Source organism: Nonomuraea marmarensis, from assembly GCF_043197025.1.
Classification (GTDB): domain Bacteria; phylum Actinomycetota; class Actinomycetes; order Streptosporangiales; family Streptosporangiaceae; genus Nonomuraea; species Nonomuraea marmarensis.
In genome coordinates this window covers 1-12,847 of sequence record NZ_JBICRM010000077.1, presented here as the reverse complement: position 1 = coordinate 12,847, position 12,847 = coordinate 1, and the positions used below count along the sequence as shown (strand labels likewise).

At 66.1% G+C, this 12,847-nt stretch carries 18 protein-coding genes; 12 read left to right on the top strand and 6 right to left on the bottom strand.

From position 1 onward, the window contains the following. Positions 1-713 precede the first annotated feature (713 nt). Complete coding sequence (locus ACFLIM_RS49510; protein ID WP_393177778.1) at positions 714-1,217, bottom strand: MarR family winged helix-turn-helix transcriptional regulator; 504 nt, start codon at positions 1,215-1,217, stop codon at positions 714-716. A gap of 244 nt (positions 1,218-1,461) precedes the next feature. Here ACFLIM_RS49510 and ACFLIM_RS49505 point away from each other — a divergent pair, with 244 nt between their 5' ends. Beyond that, on the top strand, positions 1,462-1,761 hold the full coding sequence (locus ACFLIM_RS49505; protein ID WP_393177777.1) for a hypothetical protein: 300 nt from the start codon (positions 1,462-1,464) through the stop codon (positions 1,759-1,761). Positions 1,762-1,895: 134 nt separating this feature from the next. Here ACFLIM_RS49505 and ACFLIM_RS49500 read toward each other — a convergent pair whose 3' ends face one another. Next, entirely contained in the window at positions 1,896-2,321 is a 426-nt protein-coding gene (locus ACFLIM_RS49500; protein WP_393177775.1) for a hypothetical protein, read from the bottom strand. A 626-nt stretch (positions 2,322-2,947) separates the two neighbouring features. Here ACFLIM_RS49500 and ACFLIM_RS49495 point away from each other — a divergent pair. Both ACFLIM_RS49495 and ACFLIM_RS49490 read left to right on the top strand, forming a co-directional pair. After that, on the top strand, positions 2,948-3,853 hold the full coding sequence (locus ACFLIM_RS49495; protein WP_393177773.1) for an alpha/beta fold hydrolase: 906 nt from the start codon (positions 2,948-2,950) through the stop codon (positions 3,851-3,853). Between the two features lie 66 nt (positions 3,854-3,919). Then, a complete protein-coding gene (locus ACFLIM_RS49490; protein ID WP_393177771.1) occupies positions 3,920-4,072 on the top strand; it encodes a hypothetical protein in 153 nt (50 codons plus the stop codon). 443 nt (positions 4,073-4,515) lie between these two features. Here the strand turns inward: ACFLIM_RS49490 and ACFLIM_RS49485 are convergent, their stop codons facing one another. The 3 genes from ACFLIM_RS49485 to ACFLIM_RS49475 form a co-directional block, all read right to left on the bottom strand. Then, entirely contained in the window at positions 4,516-5,292 is a 777-nt protein-coding gene (locus ACFLIM_RS49485; RefSeq protein ID WP_393177769.1) for an AAA family ATPase, read from the bottom strand. A 164-nt stretch (positions 5,293-5,456) separates the two neighbouring features. Then, positions 5,457-5,930, bottom strand: a complete 474-nt coding sequence (locus tag ACFLIM_RS49480; RefSeq protein ID WP_393177767.1) for an NUDIX domain-containing protein — start codon at positions 5,928-5,930, stop codon at positions 5,457-5,459. Positions 5,931-5,941: 11 nt separating this feature from the next. After that, a complete protein-coding gene (locus ACFLIM_RS49475; RefSeq protein WP_393177765.1) occupies positions 5,942-6,253 on the bottom strand; it encodes a winged helix-turn-helix domain-containing protein in 312 nt (103 codons plus the stop codon). Positions 6,254-6,538: 285 nt separating this feature from the next. Here ACFLIM_RS49475 and ACFLIM_RS49470 point away from each other — a divergent pair, with 285 nt between their 5' ends. Continuing rightward, positions 6,539-6,844, top strand: coding sequence for a hypothetical protein (locus tag ACFLIM_RS49470; RefSeq protein ID WP_393177763.1), 306 nt, complete (start codon positions 6,539-6,541; stop codon positions 6,842-6,844). A 621-nt stretch (positions 6,845-7,465) separates the two neighbouring features. Continuing rightward, complete coding sequence (locus ACFLIM_RS49465; protein WP_393177761.1) at positions 7,466-7,807, top strand: plasmid replication, integration and excision activator; 342 nt, start codon at positions 7,466-7,468, stop codon at positions 7,805-7,807. A 582-nt stretch (positions 7,808-8,389) separates the two neighbouring features. On the opposite strand, the gene ACFLIM_RS49460 is transcribed toward ACFLIM_RS49465, so the two are convergent. Further along, positions 8,390-8,773, bottom strand: coding sequence for a GntR family transcriptional regulator (locus tag ACFLIM_RS49460; RefSeq protein WP_393177759.1), 384 nt, complete (start codon positions 8,771-8,773; stop codon positions 8,390-8,392). 144 nt (positions 8,774-8,917) lie between these two features. On the opposite strand from ACFLIM_RS49460, the gene ACFLIM_RS49455 reads away from it, so the two are divergent. From ACFLIM_RS49455 to ACFLIM_RS49425, 7 genes are all read left to right on the top strand, one after another. Further along, entirely contained in the window at positions 8,918-9,250 is a 333-nt protein-coding gene (locus ACFLIM_RS49455) for an SCO3933 family regulatory protein (protein ID WP_393177757.1), read from the top strand. Further along, complete coding sequence (locus tag ACFLIM_RS49450; protein ID WP_393177755.1) at positions 9,243-10,613, top strand: FtsK/SpoIIIE domain-containing protein; 1,371 nt, start codon at positions 9,243-9,245, stop codon at positions 10,611-10,613. The genes ACFLIM_RS49455 and ACFLIM_RS49450 overlap by 8 nt, the downstream gene beginning before the upstream one ends. Before the next feature lie 4 nt (positions 10,614-10,617). Continuing rightward, positions 10,618-11,313 carry a DUF2637 domain-containing protein gene (locus tag ACFLIM_RS49445; RefSeq protein ID WP_393177753.1) on the top strand — a complete coding sequence of 232 codons (696 nt, stop codon included), beginning with the start codon at positions 10,618-10,620 and terminating at the stop codon, positions 11,311-11,313. 11 nt (positions 11,314-11,324) lie between these two features. Beyond that, entirely contained in the window at positions 11,325-11,657 is a 333-nt protein-coding gene (locus ACFLIM_RS49440) for a hypothetical protein (RefSeq protein WP_393177751.1), read from the top strand. Between the two features lie 5 nt (positions 11,658-11,662). Beyond that, positions 11,663-11,830: a hypothetical protein gene (locus tag ACFLIM_RS49435; protein ID WP_393177749.1), complete on the top strand. Its 168-nt coding sequence runs from the start codon at positions 11,663-11,665 to the stop codon at positions 11,828-11,830. Between the two features lie 2 nt (positions 11,831-11,832). Beyond that, positions 11,833-11,991 (top strand): hypothetical protein, encoded by a 159-nt coding sequence (locus tag ACFLIM_RS49430; protein ID WP_393177747.1) that lies wholly within the window; start codon positions 11,833-11,835, stop codon positions 11,989-11,991. Positions 11,992-12,114: 123 nt separating this feature from the next. After that, positions 12,115-12,702: a replication initiator gene (locus ACFLIM_RS49425; protein WP_393177745.1), complete on the top strand. Its 588-nt coding sequence runs from the start codon at positions 12,115-12,117 to the stop codon at positions 12,700-12,702. Positions 12,703-12,847: the final 145 nt, after the last annotated feature.

The window sequence follows — 12,847 nt, the reverse complement described above, 5'->3', positions numbered from 1 at the left end:
CGAGTCCTTCCGGATGAAACAGGCACGAACCAGGACACCAGCACGCCTGATCAAGAAGTAGTCAACTACGAAGAGGCGGGGACTTCTACATGGCCACCAGCGGCGACACGCACTTGGCCGTTGACACCGTCGACCCACTTGCGGAGCCGTTGAGGGCCGGCGACGGAGTGTCAAGCTCGGCTTCGCGTGTACCTTAGCCGGTGGTCGTTCCTCGGTCGCCTGTTGCCCTGCGGTCACAGCCAGGCTTGATACGGAGGAGTCGGTTTGCTGGGCTTGCCTGGGTCGATGGTGTGCGGGGTGATCAGGCTTCCACCTCAGCCACCCCGTGAGCTCAGCCCATAAGAGATGATCACCTCGGGGCCGGAGATCCCCGCCGGAGGCTGCTCTGGCCGTCACCGGTTGTGGGGAAGTGCTGCCATCTGACCATACTTGATGATTCGCTTCGCTCGACTATGGCTCTTGCCCCTGACGATTGGCGCGTGGGCGGTGGTGGCCGCGACCGGCCGGAGAGCCGCAGCGCGGCCAGCGACCGCCCTACGCGCGCAGGCCGCCGCAGGCGGACTGCCTTGAAACCGTAGAGAAAGTTCTCATCCGCCCCTGTGCCCTGCACTGTCCTGTGCCCTGCACACCTGTGCCCTGCACTGTGTCTTGTCCCACCACATGCTTGAAGGACGAGTCCACTCGGGCAGGCGCGCCCTGACCTGAGTGGGGCCTCAGGGGCCGGCGTTGCTTTTCGCGCCGATCTCCGCGCTGATCTCGGCGCGGATCCGCGCCGTCTCGGCCTCTCGCATCGCGTTCGTCCGGCGCAGGAAGTCGAGGATGACGGCCAGCTCGCGGTCGTCGTAGCCATCGAAGAGCGTCCCCATGACCTGGTCCTTCGGGCCGAGGAGATTGGCGCCGTCACGTTCCATGGCCTCGGTGACGAGGCTGATGACGGCGCGCCGGCCGTCCTTGGGGTCCTTGTCGCGCCGGACGTAGCCCGCCCTTTCGAGCCGGTTGACGAGGCCGGTGATCGCTCCCGTCGTCAGCCGCATCTCCTGCGCCAGCTGCCCGGCGGTGATCGGGCCGGTCGTCGCCAGGACGTTGAGGCACTGCAGGTCGGTCAGGTTCATGCCGCTCCGCTCGGCGACCGCCTGCATGAAGTGGACACCCTCCGTGGCGCTCCGGCGGCCTTCCGCCTCGAGCGCACGCAGCAGGTCATCGCGGTTCGCAGGCATGCCTTGACATCCCGTCCAAGCGGTCCCTAAGGTGCCAAACATCTTAGCAACTAAGATAAATCTCATCGAGTGCGGCAGGCGGCCGGCGGCCGCTGTCGCGATGTGGAGGGTACGGCATGGCGACAGTGAGTGACCACATCGGCGCCTTCTTCGAGCGGTATAACCGGCGAACAACGCCTTCAACCCCGAACTGCTGGGCGACTGCATCGGCGGCACGCTGGTCGGCGCCGACCCGAACGGCGAGGTGCTCGCGCTGGAGAAGAACGAATTCCTCGCCGGCATCAACGAGCGCAAGGAGTACCTCGAGGCGATGGGGTTCGTCTCGGTTAACGTCTACCCGTACGAAGAGGTGCCGCTGAACGAGAACTACACGATGGTCAAGACGCGCGGCCGGATGGCGATCAAGAAGCAGGACGGGCAGGTCGTCGCGCTGGTGCACGACGCGACCTACGTCCTCTTCCTCAAGGAGGACCGTCCCAAGATGGTCTTCGCGCTCAGCCATGAGGATCCGATGAAGATGATGCAGGACCAGGGCCTGACCTGACGCTCCGACGATCCCCCGTTGGGGCCGGGCGCGGCGCGTCCAGAACTGACCGTCCCGCGGGGTGGCACGGGTGCTGATCAAAGGGGAGAAGCCCCGCACACCGAGGATCGGGTACGGGGCCGAATGGCCTGGGTTCACGCCTTTGTGGGTTTCTTGGCGCGTGGTGTGGCCTTTCTGGCCGGTGGCTTGTTCTCCTTCGCGACGGGCTCCGGCTTGGCGGTCTCGGAGACTTCCTCAAGCTCCTGCGCGGCCTCGTGGCTCACGCTGCTGACCATCTTGCGACCGCGGACGGCGAGATCATCGTAGAGCCTGCTCGCCCTGGTCGCGGTGGTGCCTGCGTACTCGCGGACCCTCCCGGGCAGGCTCTTGGCAACGGTTTCGCGTGCCTTGCCCGGCAGTTCCTTGGTAGTCTCGCGGACCTCGCCCCGGCGGGTCCCAAGCTGCTTGCTCAGCCGATTACGCAACGTGCGCAGGTTGTCAACGGTGTAGCCTCCCGCGCCCGCGACTGCGTAAAACGGCTTGGACTCGGTAATCTTCTTGATCTGATCGGTGAGCGTCATGCGTGCTCCCCGGCAATCTCTCTAGGAATCGGGGCCGTGGAGGCCCGTTTGTGGTCGTGTGCTGCGCTGCCGGCCGATGCATGCACCACGAGCCGACGCTGCGCAGTGCCACTACCCAATCCGCGGCACCCTACGTGCAGGCTGCTGCATAACAGCATGCAAAACGTCACCCGCGGTCCTGTGCCGCCGCGCCTGACGGTGACACGGGCGGGCCTCCAGCGGAGGCGAGCCCAAAATTTTCCCGATCACCCCCCGATCCAAAGGTAAAAATTTCGTCCGCTGCCCTGACATGAGTCGTGTTTGCCGTTTATGCGGAGTTAAGGTTGCCGGACTTTGGTGTCCCCATGACCGAAGTAGGGAGGGATGGGCGAACGCCCGCCAGGATGTGGAACGTTCCGTTGTTGTCCTCAGTGACATCTGCTTTCACCCCCATCACCCGTCTTGGGGGCGGCCTGCTCCGGGCAGGGACGCAGGCCGTCGGGAAGGTCTGCGACTGGGCCGGCGGACTGTCGGCTGCGGTGCTGGCGATGCCCACGCCGCTGGTCAGCAGTGGCAGGACCATTGCGCCTGCGGCTGTCTCCGCTATGGGGTCTTTGGTGGAAGTACGCCCGCCGGGTCTGGCCCCGATGACCGTGGCGTATGAGCGGCGCGGAACCGGTGAGCCGGTGGTCTTGCTGCACGGCATCGGGTCGAACCGGCAGGCGTGGGACGCGGTGGTGCCGTTGCTGACGGTCGAGCGCGAGGTGATCACGGTAGATCTGCCGGGCTTTGGTGAGTCCCCCGATCTGCCCGACGGTCTGCCCCACGACCTGCCCACCGTGGTTGCAGGGCTGGGCGCGGTGTTCACCGAGCTCGGGCTGGAGCGGCCGCACGTGGTCGGGCATTCCCTGGGCGGGCTGATCGCGTTGCGGCTGGGCCAGGCCGGTCTCGCCCGCAGCGTGACCGCGGTGGCCCCGGCCGGATTCTGGAGCCATACCGAGCGGTGGTACGCCTTTACCGTACTGAACGCGGCCCATCAGATCGCGCGCCTGCCGGAGCCGATCACGGCATGGCTCTCGCAGACGATCCTGGGGCATGCGGCCTTGACCGGCACCCTGTACATGCGCGCTGACCTGTCCACGCCGGAGGCAGTGGTGGCGTCGCTGCGTGGACTACGCCAGGCGGTCGCCTTCCAAGCCACCATGCGCGCCGGGCGCGCACGGGACCTGTTCGTCGGGGACATCCCCGACCTCCCGGTGACGCTTGCCTGGGGCACAGCCGACCGTGTCCTGCCGACGCGCCAGGCGGCACGTGCGGCAGCCATAATCCCCATGGCGCGGATGGTGTGGCTGCCTGGATGCGGCCATGTCCCGATGAACGACGCACCCCAGCTGGTCGCGCAGGTCATCCTGCAAGCCACCGCCCCAAGCTCCACCGCCGAGCGGCGTGGCGCGGACTGCAGGCCGGAGATGGCCCTCACCCTCCACTCGACGGACATTTCCTCATCGGCGCGCCACACACGTTCCACGGTGGATGGCCACACGGGATCATGAATCTGTGGCATTACCTGCGAAAACGCGGATACGGGGCGCTGGGGTGGTCGATGCCGCGTTCGGTTCGTGACGCTCCGCGTCAGGCAGCCGAGTGAGCTCATCGGCCAGCTTGCGGAGATCGCCGCCGGGCTGGAGGTGACGGTCCTGGACCCAGACCTGGGCGAGGACGGCAGCCAGGCCGCCCTGCTGGCGAACGTTCTCGTCTCGGCTCTGACCTAAGGCATCAGTAGGGGGTCGTGCTGGTCTACTCGGCCTCGTTCGTGGCGGTGATGGACGTCAGTGGGCCCCGGCGGCACGTACGGCGACCAGGCGGACTCGAGCCGTCCCGCCGCCCGTAACACTCCTGCTCAACGGCCTGCGGACCGAACCGCAGAGTGCCGCCGCGTAGGTGTAGCCCTCGACAAGGAGATCCCCGCCCGCCCGTTCATCTCCTTGAGTGTCGCGTTCACGATGATCGGCTGCTGCTACCCGCTCGCAATCTCGTCGGCCAGCGAGGCCGTGTCGAAGCGGTCCTGGTAGGTGAAGAAGGGACCCCACTCGTACGAGAGAAAGTTCTCATCCGTTCAGCCGTCACACTGTGTGTCCTGTCCCGGGACATGCTTGACCCGTCAGTCCCAAGACATCGGTGACGAGTGCGCTCTTGCCGCTGGCAGGCCGCCTGCTCAGCACGATTCCAGTCTCGTGAGGATCCGTTTCAGTGTCTCGCGGGTCTGGTTGGCGAGACTGATCGCGGTACCGAGCCGGTTGTCGACGGTGATGTGTGCGGTGGGTGGGCTGGTCTCGGTGTTGAGGGTGCTGACATACACATCCCAATTCTGGAGCTTCCAGGCATCGCGGGCGTCACCGCGGAACTCGATGTGCTTGCGCATGGACTCAGCGTCGCAGCGCACCCACACCACCGCCACGTCGATGCCCCTGGCCGCGCAGCGATTGGTCAGGTGGGACACCCAGTTGGGGTCGGCCAGCTCGGCGATGAACGGAGCCGACAGGATGGCTGACGTCCCCGCGTTGAGGTTGTCGAAAGCAGTCTCCATTAGACAGCGGTACTCCAGCGGCCGGACCTCGCGTAGGTATAGCTCGGTGTGCCGGTCGTGGGGGTCGCCGCCGAGGGAGATTAGCAGGCGCTCGACCAGGGGGCGGGTCAGGGAGTCCTTGTCGATGAAGGCCCAGCCAGTGACGTCGGAGAGGAACCGGGAGAACTCGGTCTTGCCCGATCCGGCGTAACCGGCGACGAGTGTGAGGATGGGCTTGGGGCTGCCCTGGCCGTGGCGTCGTCGCCACGCGTCGATGACGCGGTTGAGAACGGCGTTCTGCTCGGCATTGGCCGGGCGGCCTGAGACTTTCAACAGGGTTTGTTCGATCACCTGGGCGGCGGCGTTGTCGCTCGCAGGGTCGGTTGGCTGGGGCAGACCCGAGATGGGTTCTTCCACTTCGGTCATTTCGTCAGAAAGGGTAGGTGGAAACCAAGGGTGGGCTCATTTGGACGAACGCACCCTTGCCCTGCTGGCCGACGCGGAGCCGGGTGCGAGTGAGCCGTCCTGATCTGCGTCAGGGCTGCTGCTCTCGTCGCGATCGAAGCTTCGCACCATTGGCTGTGGCTGGTTCAGCCGATGTGCGGGCTGCCCCCTCGGAGGTAGTGGTTGATCCTCAGTCGCATGGAGCGGTGCATGCCGTAGTTGTCGAACTCGTGCCGGGGTACCCAGCGGACTTCCCGAGATTCCGTGCTCGGAGTCGGCCGGCCGCTGACCGCCCGGGCCGTGAGGACGAGGGAGAACTCCTGCCGGACCTCGTCGTTGCTGGTGTAGTGGATGACGTGGCGGGGGTCGCTGTAGGTGCCGACCAGTCCCGTGATCTCGCAGGTGATCCCGGTCTCTTCGAGGGTCTCTCGGATGGCCGCCTGAGGAATGGACTCGCCCAGGTCGATGGCGCCGCCGGGCAGGGCCCAGTTGTCGTTGTCGGAGCGGCGGATCAGCAGCACCTCGCCGGCCTCGTTGGTGACCACAACGTTCACGGAGGGGACGAGGCTGTTAGCGGCAGGCGCGTCCGGGTCGTTGTGGAAGTCGATCCGCTGGCTCACGTGCCAGGAGCCTACTCCGCCAAGGGCTCGTCTTCAGGCTCGTTGGTGTCGTTGCTGCTCCGGGCCTGGCTGTCGGAATTGACGAAGCTGCCCAGGTTGGGGACGGTGTAGATCTTGTCTGCGGCTCTGAGGCGTTGCATGGCCTTGCGTATGGTGGGGCGGGAGACTCCGAACTCTTCCATGAGCTTGACCTCGGAGATCTTGAACCTGGGGCCCCACTCCCCAGAGTCGATCCGCACAACGAGGACTTCGAGGATCTGCTCCCAGCGCGAGCGGTCCTCGTCGAACTCCCAGGTGCGCGTGTGCGCGACATATCGGGCCACGCTACGAGGTTAGGAGGTCGTTTCATGGCCCTTCACACTGGATCATGCAGTTTCACGGAGTTACATGGAGTAGACAGGCACTTACAGGCTTGGTAACGTGGACGCATGGCGTTGGTGAGCGAAGTGCTCCAGGGGCCCCTCCGGGTGGGGCTTCGCATTAGCGCCCCGGTTTGCCGCCCCCGAGAGTGCGCAATGCGGCCGGAGTTGGCTCCTCGCTCACCAACGCCAGTCCGGCGCCCAATGCCTTCGTCGGTATCGCCGGCCAGGCAAGGGCACTCGAGAGGCATGAAGGACGGTGAGTCTGTGGCTGGCTTCGCTGACTATCACGGCACGCACCCTGCGTCGCCCCTTCCGGATGCGACGGAGATCCAGTGGTCGCCTGTCCAGCGGCGGGCGGATCGTATCCGGGTGCGGGCGCACACCTGCGAGTGCCTGTCCTTGATCTTCGAACAGTGCACGGCTGGTGGGCTGGGGTTCGTGCGGCGGTATGACCGGTCCATCTGGCCTGCGGGCGTCCTCGATAGCCCGTGGGTGAAGGTCCGCGACGCCGAGACGCTCTGGCTGCAGATCCTGCATGGCGAAGCGAGGTGAGGACACGCCGCACTGACATCCCGCACACGTAGCGTCAGGTTTTGCAATTACCGCGTGACAGCGTGTTCCCGCAGGTCGGAGGCCGACCTGCGGTTTCGCGTGCCTCTTCTGGACGACGTAATGGTAAATGCATCTCCCGGTGACCCTGTTGGAGATACCCCATCCGCCAGTGTGGGCGTTCATCCTTCGCGGTGTCACCGGCTACGCGTTTTGGAAAGCGTTGTTCTCTCTGCGGCATGGCATCGCGCGGTCGCTGGGACGGGCTGTGGAGTTGGCAAGCCAACGCGCATGTGTGATGTAGATCACAAGCGATCCGTTATCGGCCGTGAGCATCGGCGTATTGTGGCGATACGCGCCTTTCGCGGGCTCGTGCCAGCAGGGAAGATCGCGGCCATTGCCCGAACTTGGAACATTTTCGGCAACGATTATCGGTCGTCTGTAACCCTGGTTAGGCGCTCTGAGCTGGGAAATTGAGGGAACGCGGAGCGTATTCGAGTCGTTACCATTACGAGTCCACAGGTTCGAGTCAGGGAGTTGCGATTGGCCCTACAAGGTCCTATCCCCGTCGCGCACGCGGTCGTGTTCCCGCACGGTTGCTGGGTCGTGGGGGAGGTGCCCGCAATGCTCGACTTCGACGCGAGCATGTGGGAGCGGCCGGTTCCGCAGCGGGACAAGGCCACAGGTGAGCTGAGGTGGTCCGTCCCGGTGCTGGACGGTGACCCGTTGCTCAAGGCGGCTGTCGAGTCGGTCGCAGTCAAGATTATCTCTCCGGTTGAGCCGGAGATCTCTGCTCCTCCGGCGGCGTTGCGGTCCGCACCAGTGGCGTTCGAGGGGCGGACAGCAATGCCGTACCTCAACCAGCAGGGGCGCATGGCGTATTCGTATAAGGTGCCGGGGATGCGTGCGGCGCGACCTGCGACGCTTACCAACGCGGAAAAGGGCGGTCCTAAGGACGCCGAGTAATGCCCCCTCGCGCCCAGGCTGGGGCGGCTGAGGGGATGCCGGTAGCGTCGGCGGCGCTGCCGATGGATGGATCCGGCGCAGGGGGCGCGGAGCCGAATGTGGTGCAAGGCACCGGTGCGGCGTTTGCACGAACCGTCGCCTTCTGTGAGGAGTCCGGGCAGTCGACGACGGCGTACGTGAGATCGAACCGGCGTAGGTGTACCGCGTTCACGGGGCGCTTGCCGATGTAAAGGGGCCGGCCATGGGCCGCTGGAGCTGCTGAGGAGTCTCCGGCGACGAAGTTCAAAGAGTCGTCTCGACTCGGCTAGACGGTTCGTTGCACTTCCGGACGGCGGTCGTCCGTGCTCCGGGCATCGTCTTCCTCGCAGCCCACGTGTCGCGGCTGCTCTGATCACAAGAAACGGTGGGCCTATCCGCGTATTGGCTCCCCACCCGTCAGGTAACCCGGGGGCGCTCAGCGTCCTGCCTACACGAATGGGGTTCTACTCGTGGGTCTCAGTGAGATCGAACGACGGATCTTGCTACGCGAGCTGGCAGAAATCACGGCCGACCTGGCCGAACTCCAGCGTCGCGCGATCGGGATCACTTCTCGGCTTGATCAGGACCAGTCCGAGCGTCCAGCTCGTCCAACCTGATCGTTAGCCTCTGCATCTGCTGGCGGATCTCGCTTAGCTGATCGGAGATGATGCGGAACTCTTCGCTGTGTTCGCCTGGGGTGGGGGCGGCGGCTTCGTCGTCGGGTGTACGACTGACGAAGCTGCCGGTTCCCTGGCGGGTCTCGATGAGTCCTTCGTCGCGGAGTACGGCCAGGGCGTTGCCGATGGTCATCATGGCAACGCCGTACTGTTCCGCCAGCTCGCGGGCCACGGGGAGGCGCTCCCCGACCGCGTATCGGCCCGATGCGATGTCGCGCCGGATGTCCTCGGCAATCCTCAGGTACGGCCGGCGCCGGTCATTGGCTGCCATGACTTAACAGTAGCGGTTCTAGATGCCTAGGTCTCTGGGCAACCTGTAAGAAATCTCGACTCAACTTCGCTATCTCGGTTTACAGAGCTAGATACCTAGGTATCTTTGTATCTAGTACAACCACTTCGAAGGAGACCAGCTCTCATGCGCACCATCCCTATCCCTGTCGACGCCTCCAAGCTCGTGATCACCTGCGTGAAGGCGCCCAAGCCGCGCCTGCTCAACAAGGACACCGGCGAGATCAAGACCGACAAGAACGGCAACACCGTCTACGAAGTCACCGTGTCAGTGGAGGACGAGTTCGGCCGGATCGAACTCGTCAAGATCGGCACTTCGGGGGAGCCCCCGGTCAGCGCCGGTCAGCAAATCAACCCCACGGGCCTGGTCGGCTACGTGTGGGAGATCGCCGGCCGGTGGGGCATCTCCTACCGCGCCGCGGCGCTCCTACCGGCTGACGCGGAGCCGCTCCGTGTCTGACACAACCCTCCTGATGCTCGGAGTCCTGGCCGCTGCGGCGGCCGGGCTCTGGGCCTGGCGCCGCTGGCATTACCCGTCGTTCTGGCTCGCGATCGCCTTCCCGCTGACCGCGATCAGCGTACGAGCCACCTGGCGCAAGGTTGCCCTGGGCTGCAACCTCACCAAGAAGCGGCAGCGCTTCTGGTTCACCACGGTGCCCGGCCTGGTGTCCTCGACCGGCGTCGTCCGCGTCAGGCGCAAGTTCCAGCGCATCGCCGTGGACACCAAGCCGTTCATGTGGCTGCCCAAGCCCACCCGCTACGGCTGGCGCGTCACCCTGCACACCCTTGAGGGCCAGATCCCCGGCGACTACTCCGACGCCGCCGAACGGCTTGCCCACTCCTGGGGCGTGCACGCGGTCCGCGTCTCGTCCCCTCGTCCCGGACGGGTCGTCCTGTCGGCCACCGTGCGCGATCCACTCGTCCGGGTCGAGACCCTGCCCTCATCGGCCGATCTGCTCAAGGTCATCGTGGGCCGTCTGGAGACCGGCGGCCCGTGGATGATCGACTTCAAGACCGTCCCACACTGGCTGAACGCTGGAGCGACTCAGTCCGGCAAGTCCAACCTCGCCAACGCCCTGGTTCAGGGACTGGCTCCACAACCGGTCGCCCTGGTCGGCTTCGATCTCAAGGGCGGCGTGGAGTTCACCCCGTACAGTCCTCGCCTGTCGGCGCTGGGCACCACACGGACCGAGTGCGTCGCCCTCCTGGATGGCCTCGTCGGCCTGATGACCAGCCGCATGGCCGTGTGCCGCGAGGCAGGTGCCCGCAACATCTGGCAACTGCCGGACGACCAGCGACCCGTGCCCGTCGTCGTCCTGGTCGACGAGCTGGCCGAGCTGTACCTGATGGCTGACAAGAGCGAGAAAGACGAGATCGCCAAGACCTCGACGGCGCTCCTGCGGATCGCCCAGCTCGGCCGGGCCTTTGGCATCTACCTGTTCTGCTGCGGTCAACGGATCGGCTCCGACCTCGGCCCCGGCGTCACCGCCCTGCGCGCCCAGTGCTCCGGACGGATCTGCCACCGCGTCAACGACCCGGAAACCGCCACCATGACCCTCGGCGATCTCGACCCCGCCGCTCTCGCCTCGGCACGCGCGATCGCCGCCGAGACACCGGGCGTCGCGATCGTCGCCTCCCAGGACGGCCAGTGGTACCGCGCCCGCTCCTTCTACGTCAGCGAGCAAGCCGCGGAACACGCCGCCACCACTTACGCCGACCAAGCCCCGGCCTGGGCGGACGTCATCTCCGGTCACGCCTCGCAGATGAGCGACGCCGACCTCGCCGAGTTCCTCGACTCCATCCCGGACCCGCGAAAGGCCTGAACCGATGCGACGCCTCGCCCGCTGTCTGCTCGACACCGGCCCCGTCCTCGTCCTGGCTCTCATCGCAGGCGCAGGGTCCTTCACCCACATCCGCGAGACCGCTAGCGAACACGGACAGTCCGGCTGGATGGCCTGGGCGATCGCCGTCTGCATCGACCTGACCTGCGTCATGGCCGCCCGTGAACGCCAGCGCGACAAGAAGACCGGACGCCGACGGCGCGGCCTGATCTCCTGGCCCGTCCTCGTCCTGACCGGCGGCATCGTCTTGTCCCTGGCCGCCAACCTGCAACAAGCCGACCCAACCATCTGGGGCTGGATCACTGCCGCCACCCCAGCAGCCGCCTTCCTCGTTGCCATCTCGATGCTCGAACGCCGGACGTCCGGCCCTCGTCCCAACTTGTCCCCGGACGTCTCCGAGACGTCCCCGACAGACGTCTCACCGTCCCGTCCTCGTCCCGACGAACCCGCTGCCGTCCCATCATCCGACCGTCCCGCCCTCGTCCCCGCCCAGGACGGCCAGGACGAACAACCAGGACCGTCCCCAGCGCTGGTCGACTACGCCCGTCGCGTGGCCGACGAACATCACGCCCGACACGGCAAGCCGATCACCCGCGACGTTCTCCGCGCCCGCCTGGGCGTGTCCAACCAACTTGCCTCCGACCTGCTCCGCACCCTGCGGACCAGCTCGGAAGCCACCTGAAGGCCATCACCATGCACAACGAGCGAGACGCCCTCATCGCCGGACTCATCGCCCTGGCCGGCTTCCTCAAAGCCAATCCCGAGGTACCGGTCTCGATGGGACCCGTCGCTGTCCGCGCCTTCCCCGAGCACGGACCCGACCACCAGATGCGCGCCGAAGTCGACAAGGTCGCCGCCCTACTCGGTACGGAGATCGACCCCGACCACCTGCCTCACGGTCACTACATGACCGGCATCGACTTCGGACCGGTCCGCTACGAGTTCACCGCCATCCTCGCCGCTGCCCGCGCCCGCCACGCCGCCGTGGACAGCTACCGCGACTGCATCCAGACCGACAACACCTAGGAGAAATGACCATGCGTATCCACCTCGAAGGCAACCGCGCCGAACTCACTTTCGGCATGATCCACCTACGCCAGTTCTTCACGGTCACGTCCATGTCGCGGGCTTTCCCTGCCAGGAACCGACCGCGGCACTACCGCATCTACCTCACGGTCACCCCGCGCGAGAGTCGCTGACCATGGCACCGGAAGAGCCCTGGACCGGCTGGTCCCAAATCCTTGCCGCCGTCCCGCTCGCGCATGGCTGCTGCTGCACCTGCAACGGCACGGGCCTCGACGGCGACGGCGACACCTGCCGTGACTGCCACGGCACCGGCATCGACAACCACGGCGCTTAGCCGAGGCCCCCTCACCTGGCCACACAACCGCCAAGTTCCGCGCCAGGTGAGGGGCCATCCCACCGCAGATCACATCCGGATAGGACGGATCCCATCTTGCACCACCCACACGCCATAGCCGGGATGATCTCCCGACTCCATGACCCCGACTACAACCGCTGGGCCTGCCAGATCAAGCGCACCGGCGGCTGTCGCCAGCCCATCCACCTGCGCGGCAAGGTCGAACACTACGACCAGGCCACCGGCCAACTCCTGCACCGCTACAGCACCACCACCGAACCCAACGGCGTCCTGCGCGTCTCGTGCAAGACTCGCCGCGCCTCCCGCTGCCCGGCCTGCGCCGAGGTCTACCGGGCCGACACCTATCAACTCGTGCGCGCCGGCCTCGTCGGCGGCAAGGGCGTGCCCGAGACGGTCAGCGCACACCCGTGCCTGTTCGTCACCCTCACCGCTCCATCCTTCGGGGCCGTCCATGTACGTCGGGAGAAGAACGGCAAGGTCCTGCCCTGCCACGCCCGCCGCAACGCCGAAACGTGCCCGCACGGACAGGCGATGTCCTGCACCGATCGACACAGCGCTGACGATCCCCGGCTCGGCGAACCGCTGTGCCCCGACTGCTACGACTACGACGGTTCCGTCCTGTTCAACGCCATCAGTCCCGAGCTCTGGCGCCGCTTCACGCTTGTTGCGCGACGTTCGTCGTGTCCATGAGTGCGTCGTTGACGAGGGGGTTGGGGGACGTGCGAAGGCCCCGCCCGGTCGGTGAGGGGCGAGGCCTTGAGGGACACGCTGTCGCGGTGGTGCTCACTCTGTAGAGATCACCTCGGTGACTGCGGAGCGGGCGGCGCTTTCGTCG